Annotated in this window: 36 protein-coding genes; 19 read left to right on the top strand and 17 right to left on the bottom strand. The window is 70.0% G+C overall.

Annotation, left to right across the window (positions count from 1 at the left end; all coding sequences use genetic code 11):
• Window positions 1-16: 16 nt before the first annotated feature.
• Window positions 17-718 (top strand): MerR family transcriptional regulator, encoded by a 702-nt coding sequence (locus ACYQ78_RS26860; protein ID WP_459803688.1) that lies wholly within the window; start codon window positions 17-19, stop codon window positions 716-718.
• Window positions 715-1299, top strand: a complete 585-nt coding sequence (locus ACYQ78_RS26855) for a hypothetical protein (RefSeq protein WP_459803687.1) — start codon at window positions 715-717, stop codon at window positions 1297-1299. The genes ACYQ78_RS26860 and ACYQ78_RS26855 overlap by 4 nt, the downstream gene beginning before the upstream one ends.
• Here ACYQ78_RS26855 and ACYQ78_RS26850 read toward each other — a convergent pair.
• Complete coding sequence (locus ACYQ78_RS26850) at window positions 1196-1957, bottom strand: hypothetical protein (protein WP_459803686.1); 762 nt, start codon at window positions 1955-1957, stop codon at window positions 1196-1198. The two genes, ACYQ78_RS26855 and ACYQ78_RS26850, sit on opposite strands and share 104 nt — an antisense overlap.
• A gap of 119 nt (window positions 1958-2076) precedes the next feature.
• On the opposite strand from ACYQ78_RS26850, the gene ACYQ78_RS26845 reads away from it, so the two are divergent.
• Both ACYQ78_RS26845 and ACYQ78_RS26840 read left to right on the top strand, forming a co-directional pair.
• On the top strand, window positions 2077-3501 hold the full coding sequence (locus tag ACYQ78_RS26845; RefSeq protein WP_459803685.1) for an alpha/beta hydrolase: 1425 nt from the start codon (window positions 2077-2079) through the stop codon (window positions 3499-3501).
• Window positions 3498-3962, top strand: a complete 465-nt coding sequence (locus tag ACYQ78_RS26840; protein ID WP_459803684.1) for a hypothetical protein — start codon at window positions 3498-3500, stop codon at window positions 3960-3962. The genes ACYQ78_RS26845 and ACYQ78_RS26840 overlap by 4 nt, the downstream gene beginning before the upstream one ends.
• Here ACYQ78_RS26840 and ACYQ78_RS26835 read toward each other — a convergent pair.
• Complete coding sequence (locus ACYQ78_RS26835) at window positions 3930-5153, bottom strand: cytochrome P450 family protein (RefSeq protein ID WP_459803683.1); 1224 nt, start codon at window positions 5151-5153, stop codon at window positions 3930-3932. The two genes, ACYQ78_RS26840 and ACYQ78_RS26835, sit on opposite strands and share 33 nt — an antisense overlap.
• An 88-nt stretch (window positions 5154-5241) precedes the next feature.
• Window positions 5242-5685, bottom strand: a complete 444-nt coding sequence (gene soxR, locus ACYQ78_RS26830; protein WP_459803682.1) for a redox-sensitive transcriptional activator SoxR — start codon at window positions 5683-5685, stop codon at window positions 5242-5244.
• A gap of 46 nt (window positions 5686-5731) precedes the next feature.
• On the opposite strand from soxR, the gene ACYQ78_RS26825 reads away from it, so the two are divergent.
• Both ACYQ78_RS26825 and ACYQ78_RS26820 read left to right on the top strand, forming a co-directional pair.
• The gene (locus ACYQ78_RS26825) at window positions 5732-6622 is read left to right on the top strand and encodes an NADP-dependent oxidoreductase (protein WP_459803681.1); all 891 of its coding nucleotides are present in this window, start codon (window positions 5732-5734) and stop codon (window positions 6620-6622) included.
• A gap of 9 nt (window positions 6623-6631) precedes the next feature.
• Window positions 6632-6934 (top strand): PRC-barrel domain containing protein, encoded by a 303-nt coding sequence (locus ACYQ78_RS26820; protein ID WP_459803680.1) that lies wholly within the window; start codon window positions 6632-6634, stop codon window positions 6932-6934.
• Window positions 6935-6983: 49 nt separating this feature from the next.
• Here the strand turns inward: ACYQ78_RS26820 and ACYQ78_RS26815 are convergent, their stop codons facing one another.
• Entirely contained in the window at window positions 6984-7580 is a 597-nt protein-coding gene (locus ACYQ78_RS26815; protein WP_459803679.1) for a nucleotidyltransferase, read from the bottom strand.
• A gap of 58 nt (window positions 7581-7638) precedes the next feature.
• Between ACYQ78_RS26815 and ACYQ78_RS26810 the strand changes: the two genes are divergently transcribed.
• Both ACYQ78_RS26810 and ACYQ78_RS26805 read left to right on the top strand, forming a co-directional pair.
• On the top strand, window positions 7639-8133 hold the full coding sequence (locus ACYQ78_RS26810) for a DUF1360 domain-containing protein (RefSeq protein ID WP_459803678.1): 495 nt from the start codon (window positions 7639-7641) through the stop codon (window positions 8131-8133).
• Window positions 8133-8636, top strand: a complete 504-nt coding sequence (locus ACYQ78_RS26805) for a DUF6328 family protein (RefSeq protein ID WP_459803677.1) — start codon at window positions 8133-8135, stop codon at window positions 8634-8636. Before ACYQ78_RS26810 ends, ACYQ78_RS26805 begins: the two co-directional genes overlap by 1 nt.
• Here ACYQ78_RS26805 and ACYQ78_RS26800 read toward each other — a convergent pair.
• Window positions 8603-9550, bottom strand: a complete 948-nt coding sequence (locus ACYQ78_RS26800; protein WP_459803676.1) for a TIGR03557 family F420-dependent LLM class oxidoreductase — start codon at window positions 9548-9550, stop codon at window positions 8603-8605. The genes ACYQ78_RS26805 and ACYQ78_RS26800 overlap by 34 nt on opposite strands.
• A 62-nt stretch (window positions 9551-9612) precedes the next feature.
• On the opposite strand from ACYQ78_RS26800, the gene ACYQ78_RS26795 reads away from it, so the two are divergent.
• Window positions 9613-9762 (top strand): GPGG-motif small membrane protein, encoded by a 150-nt coding sequence (locus tag ACYQ78_RS26795; RefSeq protein WP_169807523.1) that lies wholly within the window; start codon window positions 9613-9615, stop codon window positions 9760-9762.
• 55 nt (window positions 9763-9817) lie between these two features.
• On the opposite strand, the gene ACYQ78_RS26790 is transcribed toward ACYQ78_RS26795, so the two are convergent.
• Entirely contained in the window at window positions 9818-10537 is a 720-nt protein-coding gene (locus ACYQ78_RS26790; protein WP_459803675.1) for a metallophosphoesterase family protein, read from the bottom strand.
• Window positions 10534-10779, bottom strand: a complete 246-nt coding sequence (locus ACYQ78_RS26785; RefSeq protein ID WP_459803674.1) for a BON domain-containing protein — start codon at window positions 10777-10779, stop codon at window positions 10534-10536. The genes ACYQ78_RS26790 and ACYQ78_RS26785 overlap by 4 nt, the downstream gene beginning before the upstream one ends.
• A gap of 275 nt (window positions 10780-11054) precedes the next feature.
• Between ACYQ78_RS26785 and ACYQ78_RS26780 the strand changes: the two genes are divergently transcribed.
• Entirely contained in the window at window positions 11055-12251 is a 1197-nt protein-coding gene (locus ACYQ78_RS26780) for a glycosyltransferase (RefSeq protein ID WP_459803673.1), read from the top strand.
• On the top strand, window positions 12248-13171 hold the full coding sequence (locus ACYQ78_RS26775; RefSeq protein WP_459803672.1) for a glycosyltransferase family 9 protein: 924 nt from the start codon (window positions 12248-12250) through the stop codon (window positions 13169-13171). Before ACYQ78_RS26780 ends, ACYQ78_RS26775 begins: the two co-directional genes overlap by 4 nt.
• A gap of 117 nt (window positions 13172-13288) precedes the next feature.
• On the opposite strand, the gene ACYQ78_RS26770 is transcribed toward ACYQ78_RS26775, so the two are convergent.
• Window positions 13289-14296: a glycosyltransferase family 9 protein gene (locus tag ACYQ78_RS26770; RefSeq protein WP_459803671.1), complete on the bottom strand. Its 1008-nt coding sequence runs from the start codon at window positions 14294-14296 to the stop codon at window positions 13289-13291.
• Window positions 14297-14407: 111 nt separating this feature from the next.
• Between ACYQ78_RS26770 and ACYQ78_RS26765 the strand changes: the two genes are divergently transcribed.
• Window positions 14408-15724 carry a PfkB family carbohydrate kinase gene (locus tag ACYQ78_RS26765; protein WP_459803670.1) on the top strand — a complete coding sequence of 439 codons (1317 nt, stop codon included), beginning with the start codon at window positions 14408-14410 and terminating at the stop codon, window positions 15722-15724.
• Window positions 15725-15754: 30 nt separating this feature from the next.
• Entirely contained in the window at window positions 15755-16021 is a 267-nt protein-coding gene (locus ACYQ78_RS26760; protein ID WP_459803669.1) for a hypothetical protein, read from the top strand.
• Window positions 16022-16080: 59 nt separating this feature from the next.
• On the opposite strand, the gene ACYQ78_RS26755 is transcribed toward ACYQ78_RS26760, so the two are convergent.
• Together ACYQ78_RS26755 and ACYQ78_RS26750 are read right to left on the bottom strand one after the other, a co-directional pair.
• Entirely contained in the window at window positions 16081-16611 is a 531-nt protein-coding gene (locus ACYQ78_RS26755) for a hypothetical protein (RefSeq protein WP_459803668.1), read from the bottom strand.
• A gap of 59 nt (window positions 16612-16670) precedes the next feature.
• On the bottom strand, window positions 16671-17306 hold the full coding sequence (locus tag ACYQ78_RS26750; protein ID WP_459803667.1) for a TetR/AcrR family transcriptional regulator: 636 nt from the start codon (window positions 17304-17306) through the stop codon (window positions 16671-16673).
• Between the two features lie 101 nt (window positions 17307-17407).
• On the opposite strand from ACYQ78_RS26750, the gene ACYQ78_RS26745 reads away from it, so the two are divergent.
• Together ACYQ78_RS26745 and ACYQ78_RS26740 are read left to right on the top strand one after the other, a co-directional pair.
• Window positions 17408-18445, top strand: a complete 1038-nt coding sequence (locus tag ACYQ78_RS26745) for a medium chain dehydrogenase/reductase family protein (protein WP_459803666.1) — start codon at window positions 17408-17410, stop codon at window positions 18443-18445.
• Between the two features lie 26 nt (window positions 18446-18471).
• Window positions 18472-19269, top strand: a complete 798-nt coding sequence (locus ACYQ78_RS26740) for a hypothetical protein (RefSeq protein ID WP_459803665.1) — start codon at window positions 18472-18474, stop codon at window positions 19267-19269.
• A gap of 135 nt (window positions 19270-19404) precedes the next feature.
• On the opposite strand, the gene ACYQ78_RS26735 is transcribed toward ACYQ78_RS26740, so the two are convergent.
• The 4 genes from ACYQ78_RS26735 to ACYQ78_RS26720 all read right to left on the bottom strand — a co-directional run bounded on the left by ACYQ78_RS26735 (window position 19405) and on the right by ACYQ78_RS26720 (window position 22036).
• Complete coding sequence (locus tag ACYQ78_RS26735; RefSeq protein ID WP_459803664.1) at window positions 19405-20304, bottom strand: alpha/beta fold hydrolase; 900 nt, start codon at window positions 20302-20304, stop codon at window positions 19405-19407.
• An 18-nt stretch (window positions 20305-20322) separates the two neighbouring features.
• Window positions 20323-20613: a putative quinol monooxygenase gene (locus ACYQ78_RS26730; RefSeq protein WP_459803663.1), complete on the bottom strand. Its 291-nt coding sequence runs from the start codon at window positions 20611-20613 to the stop codon at window positions 20323-20325.
• A gap of 37 nt (window positions 20614-20650) precedes the next feature.
• On the bottom strand, window positions 20651-21526 hold the full coding sequence (locus ACYQ78_RS26725) for an alpha/beta fold hydrolase (protein WP_459803662.1): 876 nt from the start codon (window positions 21524-21526) through the stop codon (window positions 20651-20653).
• Window positions 21527-21775: 249 nt separating this feature from the next.
• Complete coding sequence (locus ACYQ78_RS26720) at window positions 21776-22036, bottom strand: DUF6458 family protein (RefSeq protein WP_459803661.1); 261 nt, start codon at window positions 22034-22036, stop codon at window positions 21776-21778.
• A gap of 91 nt (window positions 22037-22127) precedes the next feature.
• On the opposite strand from ACYQ78_RS26720, the gene ACYQ78_RS26715 reads away from it, so the two are divergent.
• On the top strand, window positions 22128-22631 hold the full coding sequence (locus ACYQ78_RS26715; RefSeq protein ID WP_459803660.1) for a shikimate kinase: 504 nt from the start codon (window positions 22128-22130) through the stop codon (window positions 22629-22631).
• Here ACYQ78_RS26715 and ACYQ78_RS26710 read toward each other — a convergent pair.
• Genes ACYQ78_RS26710 through ACYQ78_RS26700 form a run of 3 tightly spaced genes read right to left on the bottom strand, consistent with a single transcriptional unit; the run spans window position 22600 to window position 25011 of the window.
• Complete coding sequence (locus tag ACYQ78_RS26710; protein ID WP_459803659.1) at window positions 22600-23850, bottom strand: hypothetical protein; 1251 nt, start codon at window positions 23848-23850, stop codon at window positions 22600-22602. The two genes, ACYQ78_RS26715 and ACYQ78_RS26710, sit on opposite strands and share 32 nt — an antisense overlap.
• Window positions 23847-24512, bottom strand: coding sequence for an ABC transporter ATP-binding protein (locus ACYQ78_RS26705; RefSeq protein ID WP_459803658.1), 666 nt, complete (start codon window positions 24510-24512; stop codon window positions 23847-23849). Before ACYQ78_RS26705 ends, ACYQ78_RS26710 begins: the two co-directional genes overlap by 4 nt.
• Window positions 24505-25011 carry a PadR family transcriptional regulator gene (locus ACYQ78_RS26700; protein ID WP_459803657.1) on the bottom strand — a complete coding sequence of 169 codons (507 nt, stop codon included), beginning with the start codon at window positions 25009-25011 and terminating at the stop codon, window positions 24505-24507. The genes ACYQ78_RS26705 and ACYQ78_RS26700 overlap by 8 nt, the downstream gene beginning before the upstream one ends.
• Window positions 25012-25144: 133 nt before the next feature.
• Here ACYQ78_RS26700 and ACYQ78_RS26695 point away from each other — a divergent pair, with 133 nt between their 5' ends.
• The 3 genes from ACYQ78_RS26695 to ACYQ78_RS26685 all read left to right on the top strand — a co-directional run bounded on the left by ACYQ78_RS26695 (window position 25145) and on the right by ACYQ78_RS26685 (window position 26675).
• Window positions 25145-25570: an ATP-binding protein gene (locus tag ACYQ78_RS26695; protein WP_459803656.1), complete on the top strand. Its 426-nt coding sequence runs from the start codon at window positions 25145-25147 to the stop codon at window positions 25568-25570.
• Window positions 25571-25686: 116 nt separating this feature from the next.
• Window positions 25687-26175 (top strand): TIGR03668 family PPOX class F420-dependent oxidoreductase, encoded by a 489-nt coding sequence (locus tag ACYQ78_RS26690; protein ID WP_459803655.1) that lies wholly within the window; start codon window positions 25687-25689, stop codon window positions 26173-26175.
• Window positions 26176-26207: 32 nt separating this feature from the next.
• Window positions 26208-26675 carry an NUDIX hydrolase gene (locus ACYQ78_RS26685; RefSeq protein ID WP_459803654.1) on the top strand — a complete coding sequence of 156 codons (468 nt, stop codon included), beginning with the start codon at window positions 26208-26210 and terminating at the stop codon, window positions 26673-26675.
• Window positions 26676-26825: the final 150 nt, after the last annotated feature.

Raw genomic sequence — 26825 nt, 5'->3', positions numbered from 1 at the left:
GTTTCTAATCAAGGGCATGCGGATCGGGGAACTCGCCGAGATCGCCGGGGTCTCCACCCGGGCCATCCGGCACTACCACCACGTGGGCCTGCTGGCCGAACCCACCAGGCGGGCCAACGGCTACCGCGACTACCGGCTGCGCGACGCCGTCGTGCTGGCCCGCATCCGCCGGCTCGCCGAGCTCGGCCTCTCGCTCGACGAGATCCGCGACGTCCTGGCCGACGACGAGGGCCGTGAGCTGCGCGAGGTCCTGCTCGAACTCGACGCCGACCTGGCCCGCGAGCAGCAGGCCCTGGCGGCGAAACGAGCGCGGTTGTCCCGGTTGCTGGCGACCGAGGGCGATCTGAGCGCCGACGCGGTGGTCTCTCCGGAGATGGCCGAGGTGCTGCGCGCCCTGCCCGGCGAGGGCTTCGCGAAGTTCGACCGGGAGATGATGTCGCTGCTCCCGCCCGAGGTGCTGGCCGAGCTCGCCCCCATGGTCGAGGGCGCGGCCGGCCTCTACGTCCGGCTCGACGCCCTCCACGACGCGGCACCCGATGATCCCCGGGTGGCCGCGCTGGCCGCCGACCTCCTGCGCGTCATGCCCGCGTCCATGCTCGGCGGGCTCGGCGAGGAGGCCGGTGACCGCTGGCTGGGTGAGCTCGGTGTGGAGGTCTCCCCCGCCCAGGCGGCGGTCTTCCACCAGGTCATGGCGATGGCGAAGGAGCGGAACCGATGATCGTGCGGCTGTTGCGGTTCGAGGTCGACGGGCTCGTGTCGGTCGGCCGGTGGCTGCTGAGGCGGCCCGACGTGCCGGCCGGGGGTGTCGCGGTGCCGTACGCGAAGGCCCAGAACATGCTGCTCACCGTCTTCCTGGTGATCCAGGTCGTCGAGACGGCCGGGGTGGAGCTGCTGCTCCGGGGGCTCGGCGTGCCCGAGGCGGTACGGCTGCCGCTGCTGGCGCTGGGCGTCTACGGGTCGGTCACGGTGGCGGGCATGATCGCGTCGGGCGTGGTCAGGCCCCATGTGGTGACCGACACCGAGCTCCGCGTCCGGCTCGGCCACTACCTCGACGTGCGGGTGCCCGCCGGGCTGATCGAGGGCACCCGCCGGGTCACCACCTTCGAGAGTTCGCTGAAGGTCGACGGCGACCGGCTCGTCGTGCCGGTCGGGTCGCAGACCAACACCCGCGTCACCCTGCGCGAGCCGATCACGATCACGCGGCCGCTCGGGCGGCGGGCCGAGGTTCGAGTGATCGACTTCTATGCGGAGTCACCACCGGTTCCCATGGCGAGAGCGTCGTCAGCTCCCGCGCGGTGAGCACCAGCCAGAGCGCGTCGGTCACGGCCGTGGCGTCGAGGAGTACTTCGTAGGTCGCCCAGTGGGGGCCGTCGGCGAGGAACCACGGCGGCACCGGGACGATCAGCCCCAGCAGGGTGGTCCCCATGGCGAGCAGCCCGGCCACCAGCGTCGGAGTGCTCCACCGCCCGTCGAGGAACTGGAGCAGCAGCACCGCGCCCCACCAGACGACCACGACCATCCCCAGGGGCGGGGACAGCAGGACACCGGCCAGGCCGAGCGCTACCAGCGTGTTCCGCACGTTCAGGGGCCAGTCGGCGAACACCGCCGGCAGGAAGATCACGACGGTCATGATCAGGAAGAGGCCCAGCAGCAGGAGCAGCAGCTCGGGGAGCAGCGGGAACAGCACCGTATAGGTCAGCGCGAGCGCGATGAGCGCCTGCCGGAGCCCCCGGTGCACGGTCAGCGGCGGCATCCGCAGCAGCGCCCAGATCATCCACGCCTGCAACGCCCCGATCGCCAGCAGACCGGGGACCAGCGCCCACCCTCCCGCGTCCCGGTCCCACCAGCCGTTGAGCGTCACGAGGCTGTGCAGGGCGCGGGTCTCGCCGGCCAGCGCGAGATAGGCCAGCAGTGCACTGTAAATGCCGACAATTGCCGCAACTAACGGCTTTGACATGCCATTCATCCTTTTTCAGGTCGCAAAGAGACGATCTTAGCGCGGATTATTCGGATGAATGTGGGTGAAGCGGCAAGCGCCTGACCAGGAGCAAAGCGGACTGCGATCCTGTCTCGGTCATGGTGGACCAGACTGCCTCCCTCGAACGGGTCACCGCCATCGCCGTCGAGCACCACACCGCGCTCGATCAGGCGACGCGCCTGGTGCATGCCATCGCCTGGACCGGCGGTGGCACCTCGGCGTTCGCCGAACTGCTCACCACGCAACGCGCGGCTCTGCGCATGGCCCTCGCCGAATCGATATCCCTTTTCTCCGGTACGACCGAACTCGCCGCCCCCATTCCCTTACTCCCCCGGCCGAATGGCACATTCGCGGGTTTCTCCCGGGATGTGCTGCCCACCCTCGCCGGAGAATTGTGCGCCGCCGCACGGAATCTGGAGGAAATAGCCGGATTCCTCCAAGACGAGTTCACGAGGGCGGGAAAACCCGACCGCGCGGCGCGGGTGATCGCCGACATCGCGTTCTGGTCCGGTGAACGGGCCGCGGTCCTCCGTGAACGGCTCCTCCAGCTGCCGCCGGGCAAGATCGTCCCGGCCTCGCTGGCCGCCTACTGGATGTTCGGCGACTTCGCCGGCGACACCGCCGGGTCGGGGCGCCTGCTCGACCGCGTCTCGGCCGGTGACCCGGCGGCCGTCGACACCCTGCTGGGCGTCCAGCACCGCTGCGCCGACCCCGGTCTCGGGGCGCGGGTGAACTCGTGGTGGACGATGCAGCCCCCCAAGACCCGCATGATGTCGCTGGGCCTGCCCGGCTTCGGCGGTCTGCACGGCCTTCCCGGGGTGGTCCGCAACTCGGCCAACCGGGAGTTCCTCCGGGTCGAGCAGGGGCTGCTGACCCACGACCTGCACCGGCTCGGCGCCTCGGTGATGTGGCAGTCCGACCGCGACCTGCCCCGGAGCTGGGATCGGGTGAACGTCCAGCTCAAACGGCTGGAGCAGATCAAGTCGGCGATGACGCCGGTGCCCGGCTACCCCGATCCGATGCTGCTCGGCTTCGACGTCACCGGCCAGGGGCGCCTGACGGTCTCGTGGGGCGACCCGGACACCGCGCAGACCACGGTGATCTTCGTCCACGGCCTGAACTCGGGGCTGGCCGACGCCATGACCAGCATCACCCGGGCGCAGCTGCTGTGGCGGCAGGCCTCGACCATGGGCGGCACCCCCGTCGCCTGCGTCACCTGGGACGGCTACGACGCCCCGCTGGTCGACTTCGGCGCCTTCTCCCCCGACCGCACCCACCTGGGCGGGCAGGCGCTGACCGCGTTCTGCCTGGGGCTGCGGGCCGCGCACATTCCGTCCAGGACCGCGCGGAGCGTGCTGATCGGCCACGGCGACGGCGCGCTGACCGTGCACCGCGCGCTGGCGGGCGGGGCCGGGCTGGCCGACGACGTGATCATCATCGACCACGGCGACGGTGACTGGCGGCCGGAGTCCGCCGCCCTTCGCGACGTGGCCACCATCGTCAACGGATCGGGGCCGCGGTGAAGATCGTGCTCGTGCTGGTGTACCTCCTCACGCTGACGGGATGTGGCATGTCCGCCGACGAAGAGCTCACCCAGAACCGCGCGACCGACCGGGTGGAGAAGCTGGTCCGCGACACCGCCGCCGCGCTGACGCCGCAGCCCCAGCTCGAACTCATCCCGGTGTCGGTGACCCCGACGGCCTGCCTCGACAAGAGCGAGTCGCTGCAGAAGATCGTGGTCAGCCGGGCCTACTGGCTGCGCGGCGTCGGGAAGGCCCAGCACATGGTGGTCTCCCGCCAGGTCGCCGACTACTGGAAGGACCTGGGCTACCAGGTCATCGCCAAGAGCGCCGAGCCCGACAACCCCGACCTGAGCGGCGTCACCGAGCCCGACAAGTTCATCGTCGCCCTGACCTGGGCCTCCGGCGACCACATCTATCTGGCCGCGACCTCACCCTGCGTCTGGCCGGAGGCGCACCGGTAGCCGTTCGAGGGCGTGCAGCAGCGGCAATGGCCGCCATTCGAGCTCGTCGGGCCGGGCGCCCAGGCTCATCTCGGGGAACCGCTCGAACAGCCGGGCGAGCGCGATCCGCGCCTCCAGCCGGGCCAGCGGCGCCCCGAGGCAGTAGTGGATCCCGTGCCCGAACGCCAGATGCGGCGCCTCGTCGCGGTCGAGGTCGAGCCGGTCGGGCTCCCGGAACACCCCGGGGTCCCGGTCGGCCGACGAGAGGGCGACGGCGACCAGTTCGCCCTTCGGGATGGTCACCCCCGCGATCGTGACGTCCTCGCCGGTCACGCGCTGGGGCGCGAAGTTGAGCGGCCCGTCGTAGCGGAGGAACTCCTCGACGGCGCTGTCGATCACGTCGGGGTTCTTCAGCAGCTCGATGCGCTGGTCGGGGTGGGTCAGCAGGGCGAGGGTGGCGTTGCCGATCAGGTTGACCGTGGTCTCGTGCCCGGCGAGGAACAGCAGGAAGCAGGTCGAGATGAGCTCGACGTCGTCGAGCTTGTCCCCTTCGTCCCGGGCCTGCACCAGGCCGGTGAGGATGTCGTCGGCCGGATTCGCCCGCTTCTGCTCGATGAGCGCCACGAACCGCTCGACCACGCGCGCGATGCGGCGGTCTCGTTCTTCGGGGTCGTCTCCGGTACGAAATGGGCGCGCCAGGATCTCGCGCATGAGCGCCCGCAGTTCGTCCCGATCCTGTTCGGGCACCCCGAGGAGCTCGCAGATCACGGTCATCGGCAGCGGGAAGGCGAAGGCGTCGATGAGGTCGACGTCGCCGTCCATCCGGTCGAGCAGCCCGGCGGTGATCTCCTCGACCCGGGGCCGCAGCCGCTCGATCGCCCTGGGCGTGAACGCCTTGCTGACCAGCCGGCGCAGCCGCGTGTGGTCGGGCGGGTCGGAGTTGAGCATGTGGGAGGCGAGCTCGGCGGGCTGGACCCGCGCGTCGGGCGAGGTGGCGGCCCGCTGCACCGCCTCGCGGATCAGCGTGGCGTCCTTGCGCAGGCGGGGATCGGTGAGGGCCTCGCGGGCGTCGTCGTAACGGGTGATCAGCCACATGCGGATCCCGTTGGGCATCACGACCTGGACGACCGGCCCTTCGACCCGGAGCGCCCGATAGGCGCCGTGGGGATCCCGCAGATAGTCGTCACCCAGCTCCGGCAGACCATGCGACACGCGAGGCTCCTTTCGCTCCACCTCTGGTCATCGCCCGTCGGCCCGCCCGTGACGCGGTTTCCGTCCAGATAAGGGACGTTCTTGACGTTCAGGGGAAACGGTGCGGTCCCGGGCCCTTCCGGCCGAGGACGTCGCGCGGGTTCGAGTAGGGGCAGGAGATCAGGGAGAGGCAGCCGCAGCCGATGCAGTTGGAGAAGTCGTCGCGCAGGGCGGTGAGTTCCTCGATGCGCCGGGTCAGGTCGTCGTGCCATTCGCGGGAGATCCTGGCCCAGTCGCGTTTGCCCGGCACCGACTCGGCCGGGAGGCGGTCGAGGGCTTCCTTGATCTTGTCGAGGGAGACGCCGACCCGCTGGGCCACGCGGATGAAGGCGATCACTCTCAGCACGTCGCGGCGGTATTCGCGGCGGTTGCCGGCCGTGCGGCGGCTGTGGATGAGGCCGAGGCTCTCGTAGTAGTGGAGGGCCGAGACGGCCACTCCGGCGCGTTCGGCGACCTGGCCCGGCTTGAGCCAGACCGCGTCGGGATCGAGCACCGTCCCCCCTTGACGTCAAGTGCGCTTGATGAAGTGGACTCTATCCATGGGACTGATGCGGGCGGCCGGAGTGGCCGAGTTCGGGGCGGCCGACCGGCTGCGGATCGTGGAGGTGCCCCGGCCGGTTCCGGGGCCGGGTGAGGTGCTGGTCCGGGTGCGGGCCGCCGGGGTGCAGCCGGCCGACGCGGCGGTGCGGTCGGGGTGGCTGCCGCCGGGGGCGCCGCCGGCGGAGTTCCCCGTGGTGCCGGGGAACGAGTTCGCGGGGGTCGTCGAGGGGACCGGGCAGGAGGTGGTGGGGTTCCGGACGATGCGGTGCTACGCGGAGTTCGTGGCGGTGCCGGAGACGCAGGTCGTACCGAAACCAGAAGGGGTTGACTGGGCTCAGGCGGGGGCGCTGTCGGCGTCGGGGCAGACGGCGCACACCGCCCTGGAGCGCCTCGGGCTGCGGAAGGGCGAGACCCTGCTGGTGCACGGCGCGGCCGGGGGCGTGGGGACCATGATCACCCAGCTCGCGGTGCTCAGAGGGATCAGGGTCGTCGGTACGGGGTCCGCCGCCAACCAGGAGTATCTGGAAAGCCTCGGGGCGACCCCGGTCGAATACGGCGACGGGGAGCTCGAACGGCTCCGACGGCTCGGCCCGTTCGACGCGGTGCTCGACGCCGCCGGGCACGGCAACCTGCGCACCTCCGTCGAGCTCGTCTCCGACAGGAGCAGGATCGGCACGATCGCCGACTGGGAACTGGCCCGCGAGCTCGGCTGCCTGTGGATCGGGAGCGACCGCAGCCAGGCCAGGCTCACCGAGCTGCTCGACCTGGTCGCGTCGGGCGAGCTGGCGGTGACCGTCAGGGCGACGTACCCGCTGGAGGAGGCATCGAGAGCCCACGCCGACATCGAAACGGGGCACGGACGGGGGAAGGTCGTGCTGATTGTCGGGTAGGGGGAGCCGATGGACGAGAACACGGTGAACCTCATCGGCTACCACGTCGAGGCCGTCGACGGCGCGATCGGGACGGTCGACGCGGTCAGTGACGAGATCGGCGAGGGCTACCTCGTCGTCGACACCGGGCCGTGGATCTTCGGGCACCGGGTCATGCTCCCCGCGAGCGTGATCACTCAGGTCGACGCCACCCACCGCAAGATCTTCGTCGACCGCACCCGGGACGAGATCAACGACGCCCCCGACTTCATCATGACCGACGACCCGCCTCCGAGACCCGACCCCGACCGCTTCCCCTACGGCATCCCGTAAAGCGCGAAAGCCCCGTCCCCATCGAGGGGGCGGGGCTTTCCGCACAAGGTCACGGCCAGCGTTCGACCGGTACGGGGGTCGGTTTCGCGATCACGTCGAGCCGCTCCAGCAGGACCAGGAACGTCGAGGCGTACGGCGACGACTCGGCCACGCCCGCCACCCGGTCCCAGTCGACCTGCTCGCGCATCGCGCGGACGGTCGGCAGCAGGCCCGAATAGTCGCAGCTGTGCTCCGACAGCGGCAGTATCCAGGAGATCACCAGGTCGGTCGCCTCCAGCACCGGCAGGCTCAGCGCGGCAGTGTTGATCATCGTGGCCCGGTTGATCATCTCGGGGGTGACGGGCCGGTCGGCGAGCTGGAAGATGAGGTCGACCAGCACGCCCTCTTCGTCGAAGGCCTTGACCAGCCAGTCCTCCGGGGGGCGTTCGGTGCGGAAGCCCATGTTCTCCAGCGTCTTCAGGGCGAGCGGGACGTCCTCTTCGACCAGCGCGAAGTCGACGTCGTGCAGAGAGGGGGCCGCTCCCCTGGCGTATCCGGCGCACCCGCCGGCCAGGGCGAAGCGGACGCCCACCTCTTTGAGGCCGGACCCCGCCCGCTTGAGCGTGTCCAGGATGGCGTCGGTTACCTCGTGACTGTGACTACCCACGCCGCACCGTTTGCCCCGGAACGTTCGACCCAAACAATCTCGGGTACTACGGCGCGCCATGACCGAGACCCTCAGGGAAATCAACGACGCGTACTCCGAGGAGCGTCCCTTGGCCTCCTACGCCAGGGTTCTCGGCGTGTACGGCACCGCCGTCGCCGCCCTCCTGGCCGCAGGGAAGCTGACCGGCCGCGACGCCCCCGACCGGGTGGCCGTCATGGACCTCGCGCTGATGTCCGTGGCCACCCACCGCCTGTCCCGCACGATCGCCAAGGACACCGTCACCAGCCCTCTCCGGGCGCCCTTCACCCGCTATGTCGGGGTCTCGGGCCCGTCGGAGCTGAAGGAGGAGGTCCGGGGCGAGGGCCACCGTCACGCGATGGGCGAGCTGCTGAGCTGCCCGTTCTGCCTGGCGCAGTGGATCGCGACGGGCTATGCGGCCGGGATGGTCTTCGCGCCCCGGCTGACCCGGCTGGTGGGCGCCACGATGACGGCGGTGGCGGTGTCCGACTGGTTACAGCTGGCGTACGCCCGGATGATCAAGGAAGCGAAATGATGGAAGAGCAGCACAGGGTCCTGCTGACCAACCCCGAGGAGAACCCGAAGGAACGGGTCGACCGAGAGCTCGGTGAACTCCTGCAAGGGCTCCGGGTGCAGTCGACCGGGGTGCAGGTGCTGTTCGCGTTCCTGCTGACGCTGCCGTTCTCGGCCGGGTTCGGGCGGGTCGACGTGTTCGGCAGGTGGCTGTTCTACGCCGCCCTCGTGTCGGCGGCGATCGCGTCGATCTGCCTGATGGCCCCGGCGATCCAGAACCGGATCATGTTCCGGTCGGGGCTCAAGGAGCTGATGCTGCATCGGGCCAACGATCTGGCCGTGGTCGGGGGGATCGCCCTGGCGATCTCGATGACGTGCTCGACCGGGCTGGTCGTCGAGGTCTACCTGGGCACCTGGCCCGCGGTGCTGATCGCCGCCGCGGTGGTGTTACTCAGCACGTGGCTGTGGTTCGTACAGCCGCTGGTGACCCTTCAGCGGAACCGGGGCAGGACCGCCGACTCGTAGAACTCGAAGAAGCCCTCCTGGTCGGGCCCGATCTGCGCGATGTAGATCTCGTCGAAGCCGGCGTCCACATACTGCTGGATCGCGGCGATGTGCACCTCGGGGTCGGGGCCCGCCGGGAGGGTCAGGTCGTCGGGCCTGACCAGGGTGGCGAGCTGTTCGAAGTGCCGGGGCATCGGCAGCAGCTGATGGGCCTCGCCCGTGATCGCCTCGATCGGCCACAGGCGGTGGGCCAGGCGGCGGGAGTCGTCCTCGTCGGTGCCCCAGCAGACCTTCAGGCCGCCCTGCGCCGTCTTCCCGGCCCCGCCCGCTTTTCTGTACGCCTCCAGCAGGTCGGCATCCGGCGCGACATTGACGTAGCCGTCGCCGATGCGTCCGGCCAGCTCGGCCGACGCCGGGCCGAAACCGCTCACGAGGATGGGCGGAGGTTCGTCGGGCAACGTGTAGAGCCGCGCGTTCTCCACGTCGTAGAACTCACCGTGGTGGGTCACCACGCCGCCCTCCCACAGCTCACGGATGATCCCCACGGCCTCCTCCAGCATCCGCTGCCGGTCGCAGGCCGGGGGCCACGGGTCACCGAAGATGTGCTCGTTGAGGGCCTCGCCCGTGCCGACCCCGAGGCGGAACCGGCCGTCGAACATGACCTGTGCGGTGGCCGCCGCCTGCGCCACGATCGCCGGGTGGATCCGCACCAGCGGACAGGTCACCGCCGTCGTCACCGGGAGCGAGACCACTTGCGAGAGCGCGCCGAGCACCGTCCAGACGAAGGAGCTCTCGCCCTGTTCGTCGATCCAGGGATGGAAGTGGTCGGTGACCCACAGACCCTCGAAACCGGCGTGCTCGGCGAGGACGGCCTGCCTGACCAGCTCTTTCGGGCCGTGCTCTTCGGAGCTCAGCATGTAACCAAAACGTGTCATGGCAATCCACTTGCCCACGTTCCATGACGTTAATGACCCCTTCGACAGGGCAGTCGGGCTTCATGGCTACTTTGCTCTGGATCATCGCAGTTGTACTCGTCATCGCCGGGATCTACGTCATCCTCGCGCGCAGGGACATCCTCTGGGGGATCGTCCTCATCGTCCTCGGGTTCCTCGTCGGACCCGGCGGCGTCAGTATCTTCAACGTGTAGCGACCATGAGAACACGACAACGGCGGCCGGAAAGCCCGGCCGCCGTTAACGTGTTTCAGCACTCTTCGGAACCCAGGCAGTAGGTGGCGTAGGCCCGGCGCAGCACCGGGAGCGCCACGTTCCTGACCCGGATCCCGCCCGGGGTCATGCCCTTCTCGGTGCCCGCGTGGGCATGGCCGTGGACGATGAGGTCGGCGCCCTCGGCGTCGACCGCCTCGGCGAGCAGGTAGCTGCCGAGGAACGGGTAGATCTCCGGCGGCTCCCCGGCCAGGGTCTCCTTGACCGGCGAATAGTGGCTGAGCACGACCCGGTATTCGGTGTCGAGGCTCTTCAGCGCGATCCGCCACCGGTCGGCGATCTCCCGGGTGTGCCGGACGAACGCCTTGGTCTCCGGCTCGCCGAACTCGCTGGCCGACTTGCCGGCGAACCCGCCGCCGAAGCCCTTGCCGCCGGCGAGGCCGAGCCGTCCGTCGAAGAGCGTCTCGGCGCTGTCGTCGAGCACGATCGCGCCCGACTCCCGCAGGACGGAGATGATCTCCTGGTCGGCGTCGGAGTGGTAGTCGTGGTTGCCCAGCACGAACACGACGGGCACCGGCAGGTCGCGGAACTCGTCCGCGACGATCTTGCCCTCTTCGAGGGTGCCGTGGCGGGTCAGGTCCCCGCCGACGAGCAGGATGTCGGCGCGTTCCTCGATGCCGTCGAGCCGCTCCCGGTAGGAGCCGCGCTGGGCGGGGTCCAGATGGATGTCGGCGACGGCCGCGACACGGATGCTCACAGCTGCTCCTCCTCGCCGGGGGCACGGACCTCCACACAGGTCACCTCGTTGTGGACGGTGAGCCCCGGGGCGGCCTCGCGCGCCACGTCGGTCAGCAGGTCGCGCTGCTCCTCGCCGGTCACCTGGCCGCGCAGGAAGAGCTGGTCCCCCCGCACGTCGACCCGGATGCCGAGCTCGTTGGTGCGGCCGTCCTCCGCGATGGCTTGCTGCACGCGGGCGGCCACATAGTGAGGTGTGTCCATAGAGAAAACGCCTGCCCGCGCCTTTTCCGGCGAAACAGGATGTTTTCTGAAGAGCTTTATAGGTTAAAGTGGAAGCAAATCTGTGCCTAGGAAGCAGGCACCTCCCGTGTTGACGCATGCCGTCCCGGAGGTCCCTTGCACCCCGCACATCTCCCCCATTTCGCCGCATCCAGTCGGCGTGCTCTCCTCCCGGTTCCCGTGACCCCGGACCTGGGCTCCCCGCTCGCTAGCGATCCCGCCCGCGAGCGGGACCAGCCGTTCCCGGAGGTAACCCCGTGAAGATCGCCATGATCTCGGAGCACGCCAGCCCGCTCGCCTGCGTCGGCACGACCGACGCCGGGGGCCAGAACGTCCACGTCGACGCCCTGGCCAGGGCCATCGCCGCCCTCGGCCACGAAGTGACCGTCTACACCCGCCGCGACGACGAGCGGGTTCCCGAGCGGGTACGACTGGCTCCCGGCGTCACCGTCGTGCACGTGCCGGCCGGACCGGCGCGCAAGATCCCCAAGGACGACATCCTCCCGTGGGTGCCGCACTTCGCGAAGTGGCTGCGGGAGCAGTGGCTCTTCGACCGGCCCGACGTCGTGCACAGCCACTTCTGGATGAGCGGCCTGGCCGCCCTCGGCGCCGCCCGTGACCTGGGCATCCCGGTCGTGCACACCTATCACGCGCTCGGCGCGGTCAAGCGCCGCCACCAGGGCGCCGACGACACCAGCCCGCGCGAGCGGATCGAGGCGGAGACCCGCATCGGCCGCGAGACCGACGCCATCATCGCGACCTGCACCGACGAGGTCGACGAACTGCGCCGCATGGGCGTCAACCGGCGTCGGGCGCGGGTGGTGCCGTGCGGCGTCGACCTGGCCCACTTCCACCCGCACGCCGGAACCGGGGAGACGGCCCGGACCCGCCTGGTGGCGATCAGCCGCCTGGTCCCGCGCAAGGGCGTGGCGACGATCATCGAGGCGCTGCGCGGGGTCAAGGGCGTCGAGCTCGTGGTGGCCGGGGGGCCGCCCGCCTCGGCGCTGCACCACGACGCCGAGGTGACCCGGCTGCGCTGGCTGGCCCAGCGGAACGGGGTGGCCGACCGGGTGACGTTCACCGGCCAGGTCGCCCGCGAGGACGTGCCGGCGCTGATGCGCTCGGCCGCCGCCGTCGTCACGGTGCCCTGGTACGAGCCCTTCGGCATGGTCGCGCTGGAGGCGATGGCCTGCGGGGTGCCGGTGATCGCGTCGTGCGTGGGCGGCCAGAAGGAGACCGTGGTCAACGGGATCACCGGGGTGCTGGTGCCGCCGAAGCGGCCGACCGCGCTGGCCAGGGCCGTCCAGAGACTGCTGGCCGACCCGGTGCGGCGCAGCGCGTTCGGCATCGCCGGCGCCGACCGGGCCAAGGCCCGCTACGGCTGGAACAGGATCGCGACAGAGACGGTCGCCGCCTATCGAGAGGTCGGCGTCAGATTGGAGGCGACGGCATGACGACCGCACTCGTGCTCCGCGCGCAGGGCATCGGCCATCTCCTGACGGCCGTGCCCGCCCTGCGCGCCCTGCGCCGCAGCGGCATCAGGATCGCGCTGGCCTGCCCGCCGGAGCTGAGCGAACTGGCCGCGCTGACCGGGGTGGTCGACCGGCTCATCCCGGCCTACGGTCTGGAGCCGATCCTGTGGCCCGGCCTCACCGACCGCAACTCCGACCTGCCCTTCTTCCCCGAGATCGCGGTCAACCTGCACGGCCGGGGCCCCCGATCCACGGAGCTGCTGGCCGATCTGCGGCCCCGGAGGCTGTGGGCGTACGCGGAGGAGGCTTATCCCCCCGGCCCGAAGTGGGACGACGACGAGCACGAGACGCGGCGCTGGTGCCGCCTCGTCGAGTGGTACGGCCTGAAGGCCGACCCCCGTGACCTGCTGCTCCCCTCCCCCACGACCCCGAGCCCCGCACCGGGCGCGGTCGTCATCCACCCGGGCGGCACGGGCCTGTCCCGCCGCTGGCCCCCGGCCCGGTTCGCGGAGGTGGCCCGCGCGATCGCGGGCGAAGGCCTCCCGGTCGTGGTGACCGGGTCGCGCAAGGAACGCCCGCTGGCGCTGCTGGTCGCGAACCAGGCGGTCTTACCCCCGCAGATCGTGTACGCGGGCCGCACCTCTTTGAGGGAACTGTGCGCGATCGTGGCCGGTGCCCGCCTGGTGATCAGCTCCGACACGGGCGTCTCACAGATGGCCACCGCCTACGGCACCCCATCCGTGACGATCTTCGGCCCGGAACGCCCCGAACGCTGGGGTCCGCCGAAGGACCGCCCCCGCCACCAGGCCCTCAGAAACGGCCCCGACCCGGCCGACGTGACGACCAAGGACGTGCTGTCGGCGGCGGCGGAAGTGCTGAGCGAAGGCTTGGTGAGACGTTGAGCGCGAATAGCGCGCCGCGCGTCTGTAGCGCCGCGCGTCTGTCGCTCCAAGCCTCTGTCGCGCCGAGTCGGTGAGACGCGTCACCCGCATGCTCGGCGCGCGTGAGCGGTGCGTCGCTCAGGCGCTCAGCAACTCGTCGGCCTGTTCGGCCACTGCCTCCGCTTCCACGTCGGTCAGCCAGGAGACCGGGTGGGCGCAGCCGCCCGGTTCGCGGAGGCCCGCGCCGCCGCAGGCCGGGCAGGTGGTGGTCCAGGAGATGAGCGGGCGGTGGTGGCTGCGGGTCAGCGGACCGGCGTTGATCAGGTCGCCGCACCAGTAGACGCCGACCGTCGGCGTTCCCATCGCGGCGGCCAGCCGGCGGGGGCCGCTGTCGTTGGCGATCACCACGTCACACGCCGTGTAGAGGGCGGCCAGGCCACCGGCCGACAGTGTGCCGACGACCGGGATCGCCTTCGGGATCAGGGCGCAGACCTCCTCGACCAGGTCGCGTTCGTGCTCCCCGCCGGTCACCGCGACCGGGCGCCCCAGACGGGCGGCGGCTTCGGCGAAGCAGGAGGCGGGCCAGCGGCGCCGGGCGTCCTTGCCGCCCGGATGGACGGCGATCAGGCCGCGCGGCAGTTCGCCCAGCGCCGACCGGAGTTCGGCGTAGTCGGCGCGGGTCACCTGCATGCGGGGTTCGACGTAGTCGCAGCTCGCCCCGACCAGCCCGGCGACCTCCAGGAAGCGCAGGGTCTCGTGCTGGTAGGGGACGTAGGGCAGCCACCGGTCGAGCGGCGGGGCGTCGTCGCCGCGCAGCCCGGCGGTCACGCGGGCGCCCAGGCCGTTGACGAAGGCGTTGGCGTGCAGCCCGTCGCCGTGCATCTGGAGCGCCAGGTCGAAGCGTCCGACCAGGTCGGGTGGGGCGGACGGCGACTCCTCCATGGCGGGCACGACGACCACCTCGTCCACGGGGCCGGGGCGGTTGCGCAGGAACGGCACCTGCCACTCCCGGCCGAGGAGAGTGATCGACGCGGCCGGATAGGTACGGCGCAGCGCCTCCACAGCGGGGAGGATCAACAGCAGGTCACCCAGGGCCGTGGCCCGCAGAACGGCGATCCGCTCGACGCTCTCAACAATGAGGTTCATCGATTGGCCTTCGCTCGGTTCGTTTTCGGTACCCCGGCCCGGTTACCCGAGGGGTTGATGAGCAAACACGCTGCGGTTTTCCCCGCGCACCCTCGGGCAGCAGGGATGACCATGACGGAAGAGACAGTCCGCCGCTTCCCCGGCCTCACCGCCGTGGTCGTCGGGGACGTAATGCTCGATTCGTGGCTCCAGGGCCGGGCCGGACGGATGGCGCAGGAGGCGCCGGTTCCGGTGGTCAGCGTCGAGCAGATCGACGACGCCCCCGGCGGCGCCGCCAACACCGCCGCCAACCTGGCCGCCCTCGGCGCCCGCGTGCACCTGCTCGGTGTGGCGGGGGCCGACCCGGCCGGCACCGCGCTCATCGGTTCGCTGCTCCGCCACGAGGTGGACGGCCCCATCATCACCCGGGGCCGCCGGACCGCCGTGAAACGAAGGGTCATGTCGGGCGGCCAGATGGTGGCCCGTTACGACGAAGAGGACCGTTCCCCCGTACCGGCGTCGGTCGAACGCGAGCTGGTGTCCCAGATCCGGGAGATGGCGGAACTGGCCCACGTCGTGGTCGTCTGCGACTCCGGCGCGGGCGTGTGCACCGACGGCGTGCGCCAGGCCCTCGCGGGCCTGCCCCTGCTGGTCGTGGACGCCTACGACCCCGAACTCTGGCGCGACGCCGCCCCGGCGGCCGTGCTGGCCCGATACGACGCCTGCGAGCTCGTCGCGGACGATCCCTTCGAGCTCACCGGCGCCCCGATCGTCGTCACCGACGAGGGTGAAGGCGCGGTGGTGCACCGGGAGGACCGCCCGCCCCACCGCACCCATCCCGGCTCCGGCGAGCTGCTGGGCGCGGGGGCGGGCGACACCTTCACGGCGGTGTTCGCGCTGGCCCTGGCGGCGGGCGCCGACGCCGCCACCGCCGCCGACCTGGCCCAGGCGGGGTCCGACGTGGTCTCCCGCCGCCCCGGCACCGCCGTCTGCGACGCCGACGACCTGCTCGCCGAGCTGGGACCCCGACCGGCCATGCCCGCCAAGGTCCTGGCCGAACGGGTCGCCACCGAGCGGGCCCAGGGCCGCCGCATCGTCTTCGCCGACGGCTGCTTCGACGTCCTGCACCCCGGCCACGTGACCTACCTCGACCAGGCCAGGCGGCTGGGCGACGTGCTGGTCGTCGGTGTACGCGACGACGCCAGCGCCGCCCGCAGGAAGGCCCCCGACCGGGTGGTCAACTCGGCCGAAGACCGGGCGGCGGTGCTGACCGGCCTGGGCTCGGTCGACTACATCACCCTGATCGAGGACGACTCCCCCGCGTCCCTGCTGCGCCTGATCCGCCCCGACGTGTACGTCAGGGGCGACGGCGGCCACCCCGACCTGGTGCCGGAGGCCCGGCTGGTGCGCGAGCTCGGCGGCGAGGTCCGGCTGGTCGAGCGGTGGTAGCAGGTCAAATCGGAGGGTAGGGGATAAATCATGACAGAGCCGAGAAGGACCGAAGAGCAGGTCGACCCCAGGGGCAAGCCCATGGTGCCGGCGACGCCTCGCGACGTCGTTCACGTCAGGCTCGGGTCGTTCGGGCTGGTGATCGCGATCGCCGTGGCGGTGATCGCGGGGCTGAGCCACGTGTGGTGGCTGATGATCGTCGGCATCGTGGCGGCCGTGGCCATCGGCATCGACATGTACGTCGCGACCCGGCGCCAGCAGTCATTGGGGGGCGGGCCGCAGTCGGAGGCGGGGTAGCGGGGAACGTACGGGAAAAGAAAGCCGGGCCGGGACAGGTGTTCCGGCCCTCGGGGTTTCTAGAGGTCGCCGACCGCGAACTGATCGATCGAGACGGCGTAGGAGGTGACCCCGCCGAGGACGCAGCCCGCGCCCAGCTCGATGAGGTTGCTGGTGGTGCGGCCGTTCGCGCGCGCGGGCCCGCCCGTGAAGGCGCCGGTGGCGATGCTGCCGCCCTCGAAGCCGAACGAGGACGAGTCGCCCCGGAACGTCGACTGGTCGACCACGGTCCTGCTGCCGTCGTTCCAGCTGATCGTCACCTTGGCGGAGCCGGGCCCGAACGGCCCCGGGCACGCGGCGGTGAGGGACGCCTCGGCCCGGATGATCCCTCCGGTGATCTTCGGGTGCTTCTGCGAGGCGCAGACGCCCAGGTCACCGTTGGCCGTCAGGCGCACGGTGTTCCTGCTGAACGTGACACCGGGATTGAACTGCACGTGGAGGCTGCCACCGATACAGGCGACGTCGCCGATGTCCTCGGCGACGGCCGACGGGGCGGGCGCGAGAGTGAGCCCGAACGCGAGGACGGCGGCGGACCACAGGAGTGAACGCATGCGCCCCATGATCTTCGCGGCCCCCTGTCACCGGCCGTCGGCCACGCGCCCGCGAACGGTCAGCTTTCTTCCATGACCAGGTGGGCCAGCGCGGCGATCATGCGACCTTCAAGGTTCTCCGGCCAGGGGAAGTAGCGGACCACGATGCGCTGGTGGGCCAGGCCGTGGAGGCCGAGCCAGAGCGCGACGGCGTCGCCGAACAGGTCGGTGCTGGTGGAGCGGCCCGCCTCGACACAGGCGCCGAGCAGGTCGACGAGGGTCTGCAGCGTCTCGGCACCCAGGGCGTCCATGTCCGACTGGCCGACCGAGCCCTCGCCCAGATCGGGCATCCACAGCCCGCCGAACATGATCCGGTAGCGGCCGGGATGGGTGGCCGCCAGGTCGAGGTAGGCGTGGCAGGCGGCGGTCAGCCGGGCCACCGGGTCGTCGCCGGCCTTCGCCACGGCGGCGACCAGAGCGGCCGTGAGCTGGTCGAACTCCTGGCGGACCACGGCCAGCATGATGGCCGGCTGGTCGGGGAAGTGCGGGTAGATCGAGGGCGCGGCGATCCCGATGCGGCGGGCGACCGAGCGCAGCGTGATCGCGCGTTCGTCGCCCTCCTCGTCGAGCAGTTCCACGGCGGCGGCGATGATCTCGTCGCGCAGTTTCCCGCCCTCGCCGCGGCGGTTGCGCCTGCGTGGCTCAGTGCTCTTCACGCCGTAACCATACACCGCGAAGTTTACAGGTGTTGCCTCTTGCTTTCTTAAACTTACACTTGTTACGTTACGACTGTAAGTACACAGACGAGAGGTTGACCATGAACGCGACAGAGATCGTCCTCCCCGGAGTGGTCGAGCCCGGCGGCCTCCAGGTCCGGACCCGTGACCTGCCCGAACCCGCCTCAGGTCAGGTGATCCTGCGCATGGACGCCACCGGCGTCTCCTTCGCCGAACAGCAGATGCGCCTGGGCAAGTACTACGACCAGCCGCCCTTCCCGTTCGTCCCGGGCTACGACGTGGTCGGCACGGTCACCGCCACCGGCCCCGGCGTCGACCCCGGGCTGACCGGCCGCCGGTTCGCCGCCGTCGTCAAGGTCGGCGGCTGGGCCAGCCACCTGCTCGTCGAGGCCGCAGACCTGGTGCCGGTCCCCGACGAGGTCGACGCCGCCACCGCCGAGACGGTGGCCGTCAACGGCGTCACCGCCTGGCAGATGCTGCACCGCACCGCCAGAGTCCGCCCCGGCGGCACGATCGTGGTGCTCGGCGCCAACGGAGGTGTGGGCTCGATCCTCGTCCAGCTCGCCCACCACGCCGGGATCACCGTGATCGGCACCGCCTCGCCCCGCCACCACCAGACGGTCCGCGACCTGGGCGCGACCCCGGTCGACTACCGCGACCCTCAGCTGTACGACCGCATCCGCGCCCTCGCCCCCCAGGGAGTGGACGCCGTCTTCGACCACGTCGGCGGCGCGGGCCTGACCGAGTCGTGGAAGCTGCTGCGCCGGGGCGGCACCCTGGTCAACTACGGCTCGGCCGCCACCAAGGACGACAAGGGCAACGCCGCCCTGCCCGTGCTCAAGCTGTTCGCCCGCCTGCTGCTCTGGAACTACCTCCCCAACGGCAGGAGCGCCCACTTCTACAACTTCTGGGCGGGCCGCCGCTTCCGCACGTCGTCCTTCCGCGCCCGCCTGAGCACCGACCTGACCGAGGTCCTACGCCTGGTCGCCATGGGCGCCGTCACCCCGAGGATCGCCGCCCGCGTCCCGCTCTCGGAGGCGGCCGAGGCGCTGGCCCTGGCCGAGTCGCGCACCGTCTTCGGCAAGGTCGTCATCGTGCCGGAGCCCGTGACGCATTAGAGATCATCTTCTGTGAAGATCGGCGCATGAAACGCCTGGGCGTCATGCTGCTGGTGGCCGCACTGCTGAGCGTCGCGACGCCCGCGGCCGCGGAACCCGGCTCTCTCGACCCCGTCGTCAAAGCCCTCAAGACCCAGTTCGCGAAGAAGAGCGGCGTGCGCTTCACCGTCAAGCGCCAGGGCGGCCCCCCGTACTCGTTCGACATGAAGGGGTCCGGCACCTACCGCTTCCGAGCCTCGGGCGTGTACGCCGCCGACACCGTGCAGATCACCCGCGAGCCCTCCGGCGGAACGGGCCGATCCCGGGGCATCAGCATCGGCCACGAGTTCTACTCACAGTCCTATGTGCGTTCCAAGACCGGCGAGTACACCCACAAGTCGCCTTCGCAGCTGGGAAAGTGGCGCCACGGCCGGCACCTGGCAGGCGTCATCTGGGGCGACGACCTGATCAACGGCATCAACCCCGGCTTCCTCGAGCTGGCCGCCACCACCGGCGTGACCACCACCGACGGCGGCACGTTCGAGGGAGTGAAGACGACCCTCCACAGCGGCACAGTGACGGTTCCCGTGCTGGGCGAGCGGCAGGCCGGGATGTTCTTCGACCTGGCGGAGGACGACGGCTCCTACCGCGGCCCGATCATCTGGAAACTCTGGGTAGGCCCCGACAACCTGCCGCGACGCTTCCACGCCATCATGCGGCACCACGCGAAATGGACCGACGACGTCGAGGTCGAGACCATGACGATGAACATCATCTATCGAGGCTGGGGAACCAGAGCCAGGATCACGGCCCCGCCCGAGCGCCTCCTCAGCACCGACTGGTGACCGCACCCGGCTTGGTCAGTGTCGAGGCCTCCCACGGCTCGTCGCCGGGGCCGCGCACCCAGACCTTGTCCTGGTCTCGTCGGTCGCGAGCCCCTCGGAAACCAGGCGGGACGTATTCATGACCAAGAAAGAGCCTCAGCCGGCCTTCGGGATGAACTCGCGCAGGCAGTGCAGGAGCATCTCCGGCTGTTCCTCGGCGATCCAGTGCCCCGAATCATCGATCGGCCGGACGGTGACGTTCTCGGCGACCTCCGAGAGCATCTTGTCGGCGACGGGCAGGAAGAAGCTCGCGGTCCCGCCGATCCCGAGGACGGGCATTTTGAGCTTGCCCTTCTCGGACAGCATGCGCCGATTGTCGTCGGCGTCCTTCTCGAAGGCCCGGAAGAGTTCGAGCCCCGCCCGCATGGCACCGGGAGCCGTGTAGTCGGCGACATACCGCTCCACGTCCGACAGGGAGATGGCGTCGGGGTTGGCGCTCAGCTTGACGTAGAAGTTGCGCAGATACGGATAGGCGCTGCCGGCGATGAGCGTCTCGGCCTCGTTGCCCGCCGCGCCGTGGAAGTGGAAGTGCCACAACTTGTTCTCGCTGTACCTGGTCGTCGCCAGGCTGCCCTCGTACGCCTCGGTGCCGGGGATCGGAGCCTCCATGAGCACGAGACGCTCGACGTCATCCGGGTAGAGGGTGGCGAACGCGTAGGCGACCAGCATCCCGAGGTCGTGCCCGACGAGGGTGATCGGCTTCTCCACCCCGAGGTGGTCGAGCAGCGCCCTGATATCTCCGGCCATGGTCTGCTTGTCATAACCGCTCGCGGGCTTCGACGACGCGCCCGCCCCTCGATAGTCGGGGGCCACCACGAACAGGCCGTCGGAACCGAGAGGCTCCATCACGTGGCGCCATTCCCACCAGGTCTCGGGCCATCCGTGCAGCAACACGATCGCCCTGTCGTCTCCACCGTGACTCGGCGCCGTCCCCGCGGTCGCGTAGTGGATGCGGACATCGGCGTGATCGAACATGTTGTGGTGGATTCCGTGCATGGCCCTTCCTCCTGACGACTAACGAGAGATCTCCTCGTAGTGGTGCTCGTCGTAGTCCGACTTCAGATAGCCGTTGACGGTGTCGTTGAAATCGATCCAGTGAGGCGTCTTGCCGTGCACATTCAAGTGCTCCTGCGTCTCCCAGTGCTCGACCAGGACGTAGCTGTACGGATCATGGGCGTTGCGCCACAGCTGATACAGGCTGCACCCGTCTTCCTTGTTGGACTCCACCACCATGTGGTTCAGCAGCTTCAGGAACTCGGCCTCATGCTCTTGGGCCACGTCGAAGTAGACGTTCAGGATGATCATCAGCTCCTCCTCGTACGATTTCGGGCGCCGACCTCCGCTACTTGGCGGCGACCTCCACATGCTTCAGGATGTGCTCCGCCCAGGTCTCCGGAGAATCGACGGGGCTGAAATGCCCGGTCTTCTCCATGAAATGAAGGTCGTAATCGCTGTAGAAGTCGTCCAGCGTGTCGCACCATTCCGTCGGGAAAAGCGCGTCGCTGTCCGGCCACAGGATCGTGATGTTCTTCGAGAACCTGTCACCTCGCGCCGGCCTGGTCTCATTGGCGTAAGCGGTGATGGGATTACCTTCGGGGTGGCGGAACCACATCGCTCCCGCCAGGAACGCACCCGGTGCCGAGTGATTCTCGGTGAGGTGGTCGAGAAGTTCATCGACCGCGGTGGAACCGGGGGGCGACCACTTCTCCAGGTTCTCCCGAAGTGCGGCCCGGACGGCTTCCGGCTTCCCGTCGATCAGGTCCTCGACCAGCCTGGTCTTGTACATGATCGCGTGCAGGAAGGCGTTGACGGCCTTCTCCTCCAGAATGCGCCGCCCGACGCCCATGGTCGGCGGTGCGATGACCAGAGAGTGCGCCAGATCCGGGCGCTTCATGGCGATGGCCTGAACGGTGAAGCTGCCGATGTCGTACCCGCACAGCACGGCGTCACTGATACCCAGTTCGTCGATGAGCGCGATGACGCCGTCGACCTGACTGCCGACCGAATAAGCGTTTCCGACGTCCTCCAAATGCTTATCGGACTTCCCGTATCCGCGCAGGTCCGGCGTCACCGCATCGACGTCGTCACCCAGGAGCGGCACCACACGCGAAAACTCCTCGTGGTCTCCCGGATTGCCGTGCACGAGCACGACAGGCGTTCCGCCGCCTGAACGCTCGTAATAATTCCGGAAGCCCTGAGTCGGCTGCGAGAAAGGCACGAGAATCTCCTCCGACTACGACTCGGTTTGGCCATATTTACAGTTCGGGCGATGAACTATGAAGCCGTACCCGGCCCACAGTACTCGCGCAGCACACGATGTCCACATATGCCCGAATGTCGGCTTTACCTGGGGAGATCTTCAATGGAACGCCGTTACTCGAATATGACTTACCGCAAACGCCGGTGATCTCGGATACAAACAAGAGGAGCCGGGTCGGGACACCCGGCTCCTCTCACTCGTGCAGCTTTAGATGGGGTCGTCGTAGCGGCGCTCCTCGTAAACGCGACGCTGGGTGGTGTGCACCTCGTCCACGGGGGCGACCACGGGGGTGGCGGCGGCACGGCGGACGGTGCTCAGCCGGTAGAGGCCGAACAGCAGCCCTGCCAGGCCGCCCACCATGAGAATGACCCCGATGACCTGGATGTCGAGCCCGGCGAGGGTGAACTCGACAGCCCAGGTGAGAATGGCGCCCAACATGATCAGGATGATGCTTCCGGCGATGGTCATGGCGTTCCCTCCTTCGCCCGGTGCACTATCCCGTCAGGGAATCTCAAACGTGACGGGACCAAATCAGCACCACAAGGGCAGAATGCCCGTCATGAACGACACCCCCATCGTCATCATGGGCCTGATGGGCGCAGGCAAGAGCACGGTCGCACGCCTGGTCGCGGAGGCCCTGGGCCGCGAGATGCGCGACAGCGACGGCGACCTGGAAGCCCGCTACGGCCAGACCGCCGCCCGCATGAACGAGACGGTCGGCGCCGACGTCCTCCACGACCGCGAAACCGAGGTCCTGCTCGACGCGGTCGCGGCCCGCCCCCCGGTGGTGGTCGCCGCAGCGGCGAGCACCGTCGAAGACCCCGCCGCGCGCGAGGCCCTGACCTCGTCGTTCGTCGTCTTCCTGGACGGCCCTCCGGAGGTCCTGGCCGAACGCATGCTGTCGAGCAGCCACCGGCCACACTTCGAGCCCGACCTGGTCCACATGCTGAAGAGCCAGCGGGACAAGCGCCTGCCGAAGTTCCAGGAGTTCGCCGACCACATGGCCGACGCGACCCGGACGCCCCACGAGATCACGACGGCGGTACTGGCCGCGTTCCGCTGATCGTCTCGAACCGGAGGGCGCCGCGCAGCAGGGGACGTGCCGCCAGGGCGACGAGCACCGCGGCGGCGACCCCGACGCCCGCCATGGCCACGGCCCTGCCGACCGCCCAGCCGAGCCACTGCACCTGGTAGATGTCCGTAAGGGTCAAGACGACGATCGCGGTTCCCGAGATCGCCGCGACCGCGCAGACCGGCAGCGCGGCGATGACCGCCTGCCTCAGGAGGACCCTGCCCAGCGCCCGTTCCGGCACCCCGGAAGCGGCCAGCGCGGAGAACGAGCGGCGCAGGTCGATCAACTCCTCCGCCTGGTGGACGACCAGGGCGACCGCCGAGGTCACCAGGGCCACCAGGAGCGCGACGTCCACCAGCGCATGGGCCTGGAAGTAGCCGGTCCCCGCCTGCTGGGCCCCGGCTCCCGCGCCGAAGAACACCGTCAGGCCCACCACGGACAGGGCCCTGGCCCACGCCCGCGGGTCGGCCTCGACCAGGCGCGCGGCCAGCAGCGCCTCCGCTGTACCGGCCCGCCGACCGACCCGGCGGGCGTACGCCCTGATCAGCCAGGTCGCGGCCAAGGTCACTCCGAACAGCAGCAGCACCAGCCCGGCCGCCATGACCAGCGCGGAGCCGTACTTACCGGCGAGCGGAAAGCCGCCCTTCACCACGGCCCCGAGGGCGAAGAGGCCGAGGCCCGCCGCGAACAGCAGCAGATCCCGGACGCGCGGCCCCCGCACGCGCGCCCGGCGGACCAATCCCAGCGGAGAGGAGACGACGTGCCGCCCGGCGCGGGCCCCCGACAGCACCCCGCCGAGCGTCACCACGGCCACGACGACCGGCACCTGTGGCAGCGGGCCGGAGAGATGGGTGACCACGTAGAGCGCGCCGCCGCCCAGCGACCCGGCCAGTGCCAGCGCGCCTCCTTCGAGGGCGCCCAGCAGCCGCACGTCACCCGGCGTCGCCCCCGCGAGCCGCAGGGCGGCCAGCCGCCGTTCCCTGGTGGCCGAGGCCAGCCGGTTGGCCTGGTGGATCAGACCGGCGACCGGCACGGCCAGCAGCGCGAGACCGAGCCCCGTCAGCGAACTCCCCTCGTCGTCGAAGTCGGCCAGGCGGACGGCCACGCAGACCAGGAACGTCGCCGCCGCCGCGCCCGCCGCGACGAGCCCGGCGCGCACCCGTTCGGCCCGTGAGCGTCCCCTGTTCAGCATCAGCAGCACGGTGATCATCGCGGCACCCCCGCCAGGACCGTTCCGTCGCGCAGGGCGATCTCGCGGTCGGCGTAGGCGGCCACCCGGTTGTCGTGGGTGACCAGGACGACGGCGGTCCGGCTGGTGCGGGCGGCGCCGATCAGCGCGTTCATCACCTGCTCGCCGCCGATCGTGTCGAGCGATCCGGTGGGTTCGTCGGCGAAGACCACCCGAGGACGGGTCACCAGCGCCCGCGCGACGGCCACCCGCTGCCGCTGCCCTCCGGACAGCTCGCCGATGCGCTGGTCGGCACAGCCGGACACCTCCAGCCAGGCCAGCCACTCGGCCGCGAGGGCCATCGCCTCCTGCCTGCCGTGCCGGTTGAACAGCACCGGCAGCGCGACGTTCTCCAGCGCGGTCAGCTCGGGCACCAGCTCGCCGAACTGGAAGACCACGCCGAAGGTCTCGCGCCGCAGCTTGGTCGACTCGGCCTCGGGCAGCGTGTCGATCCGCCTGCCGTCTAAGACGACCTCCCCGGACTCCGGCCGGACGACCCCGGCCAGGCAGTGAAGGAGCGTCGACTTGCCCGCGCCACTCGGGCCCGTGATGGCGACGATCTCGCCCTCCGCGATCGTCAGGGAGACGTCGGTCAGCGCCCTCGTCCGGCCGAACGACTTGCCCAGGCCCCTGGCCTCAAGCATTGCTGTGCTCCTTCATCCGCGCGAGCGCGGTCTCGATCCAGCGCAGGTCGGCGTCGAGGTGCTGGAGCGCGTAGTCGGCCGCCAGCACCTGGGCGGGCGCGCCGGACGCCTTCTCCGCGGTCAGCTCCCGCATGCGGGCGAGATGCGCCTCTCTTTGGCGTACGAGATAGTCGTCGGCGCCCTTCCCCGCGACGGCGACCCGCGCGAACAAGGGGCTGGAGACATACGGCGCCGACGGTTCGACGGTGTTCAGCCACCGGTCGAGCTCGGCCCTGCCCTCGTCGGTGATCGCGTAGAGGGTCCGCTCGGGACCGCCCTCCTGCCGCGTCTCGGCCACCTCGGCCAGGCCGTCGCGTTCCAGGCGTTGCAGCGTGGCGTAGACCTGCCCGTACGCCAGCGGCTTGGCGCCGGCGAGCCGGTGGTCGTGCTCCTTCTTGAGCTCGTAGCCATGCTTCGGGCGCTCGACGAGGAATCCAAGTAGCACATGACCAGTTGTCATGATCAAGACTATACATTCAGCGAATAGTCGCGTGTAACAAGTTCGACGCTTTCGGTTCACATGTGAGCCCTGGTCGCGTACCTTGGAACCAGATGGGAGCGCTCCCAAAGAGACGGTCAGAGAGGACGCCGGCATGACAGTCCCCTTCGCCGTCGCGGCGCTCGACGGGCTCGACGACTTCGAGACCTGGTCGGCCGAATGCCTGCTCCCCGCCGTCGGCGCCAGCGTCGCCGAGGCCCGCAGACTGGTCCGGCGCGAGCTCACCGGCCGTGGCCACACCGGCCTGGTCGACGACTGCCAGCTCATCGTCAGCGAACTCGTGACCAACGCCGTCCGCCACGCGGGCACCGCCTTCGCCCTCCGCCTGCGCGGCACCACGGCGTGGATCTACGGCGAGGTCTACGACACCGGCGCGACACCTCCGCGCGCCCGCGACCCCCGCCCGGAATCCACCGACGGCCGGGGCCTGCTCATCGTCGGCGCCCTGGCCGCATCCTGGGGCTACGCGCCGGGAGTACGCGGCGGCAAGATCGTCTGGTTCGTCCTGGGCGACTCGTAACCGCGTTCCACACGGTCCCAATGGAACGCGGACCCGCCACGCCTTCCGCCGGCCGTCACCCCGATGAAAGACCATTGCACCTCGCTCCCGCGTGCGCCGTCGGGTCAGATGAAGGGATGGACACCGATCGCGCTCGCGCCCTGCTCGCGGCCTCTCCCGTCGCCCGGCTGGCCACCGCCGCAGCCGACGGCACCCCGCACCTGGTACCAGTCACGTTCGCCGTCTCCGGAGATCAGGTGGTGATCGCCATCGACCACAAGCCGAAGACCACTCACAACCTGCGCCGACTCCGCAATATCCGCGACAACCCGCGCGTCAGCCTCCTGGCCGACCACTACGAAGCCGACTGGACACGGTTGTGGTGGGCACGCGCCGACGGCACCGCCCGAATCCTGGACGGCTCCAAACGGGAACCCGCGCTCACGCTGCTGGCGGAACGGTACGAGCAGTACGCCGAACACCGCCCTCAAGGACCGGTCATCGACATCACCGTTACCCGGTGGAGCGGCTGGTCCTCGACACCTGCGGAAGACATACCGGCGGGAGCAAACCTGGATCGCGCCGGACGAGCGGCTGAGCGCCGGGGTCAGGGCCGGAACGACTGAGGGATCGCCGTCGAGCTGCGACAATCGATCTCATGACGGCCCTGCCGCTGCGGCCAGCCGCCCGCGTCATCGCGCTGGACGACGAGAACAGTGTCCTGCTGCTGCGCTACGACGAACACGGCGGATTCTGGGCCACCCCCGGCGGGTCCCTCGACCCAGGGGAGGATCACCCGGCAGCGGCACACCGCGAGCTGCGGGAAGAACTCGGCGTCGATGACACGCTGGTGCGCATCGGTGCGCTCATCGCCGAGCGCAGCAAGGTCCATCAGGTCGGGGATCGCGACGTCCGTCAGGTCGAGCGTTACTTCCTGGCCCACATGGCGGCCTCCGCGATCAATCCGGCTCAGGCCACCCGGCCCGACACGATTCGCGGGTTCCGCTGGTGGACCCTTGATGAACTACGGAACACCGCCGACACCGTCTATCCGACCGGCCTGGCCGACCTGATCGCCGAGGTCATCACCACCGGTGCGCCGCACACTCCCCATGTGCTGAACTGACCGGCCCACGCGAAAGGTTCCGGGCCGCCGGGCGCCGTGAAGCCTGACACCGGAAGGCTCCAACACCCGTGGTTGGCCCATGGCCGGATTTCGGAATCGGCGAGCGGAGCGAGTGCCGACCGAGCGGAGCGAGGCCCTGCCTGGGAGCGC

The sequence above is a fragment of the Herbidospora sp. RD11066 genome, from assembly GCF_054661255.1.
Note: the sequence above shows the minus strand (reverse complement) of the source record. Positions and strands in the feature narration are given on the sequence as shown.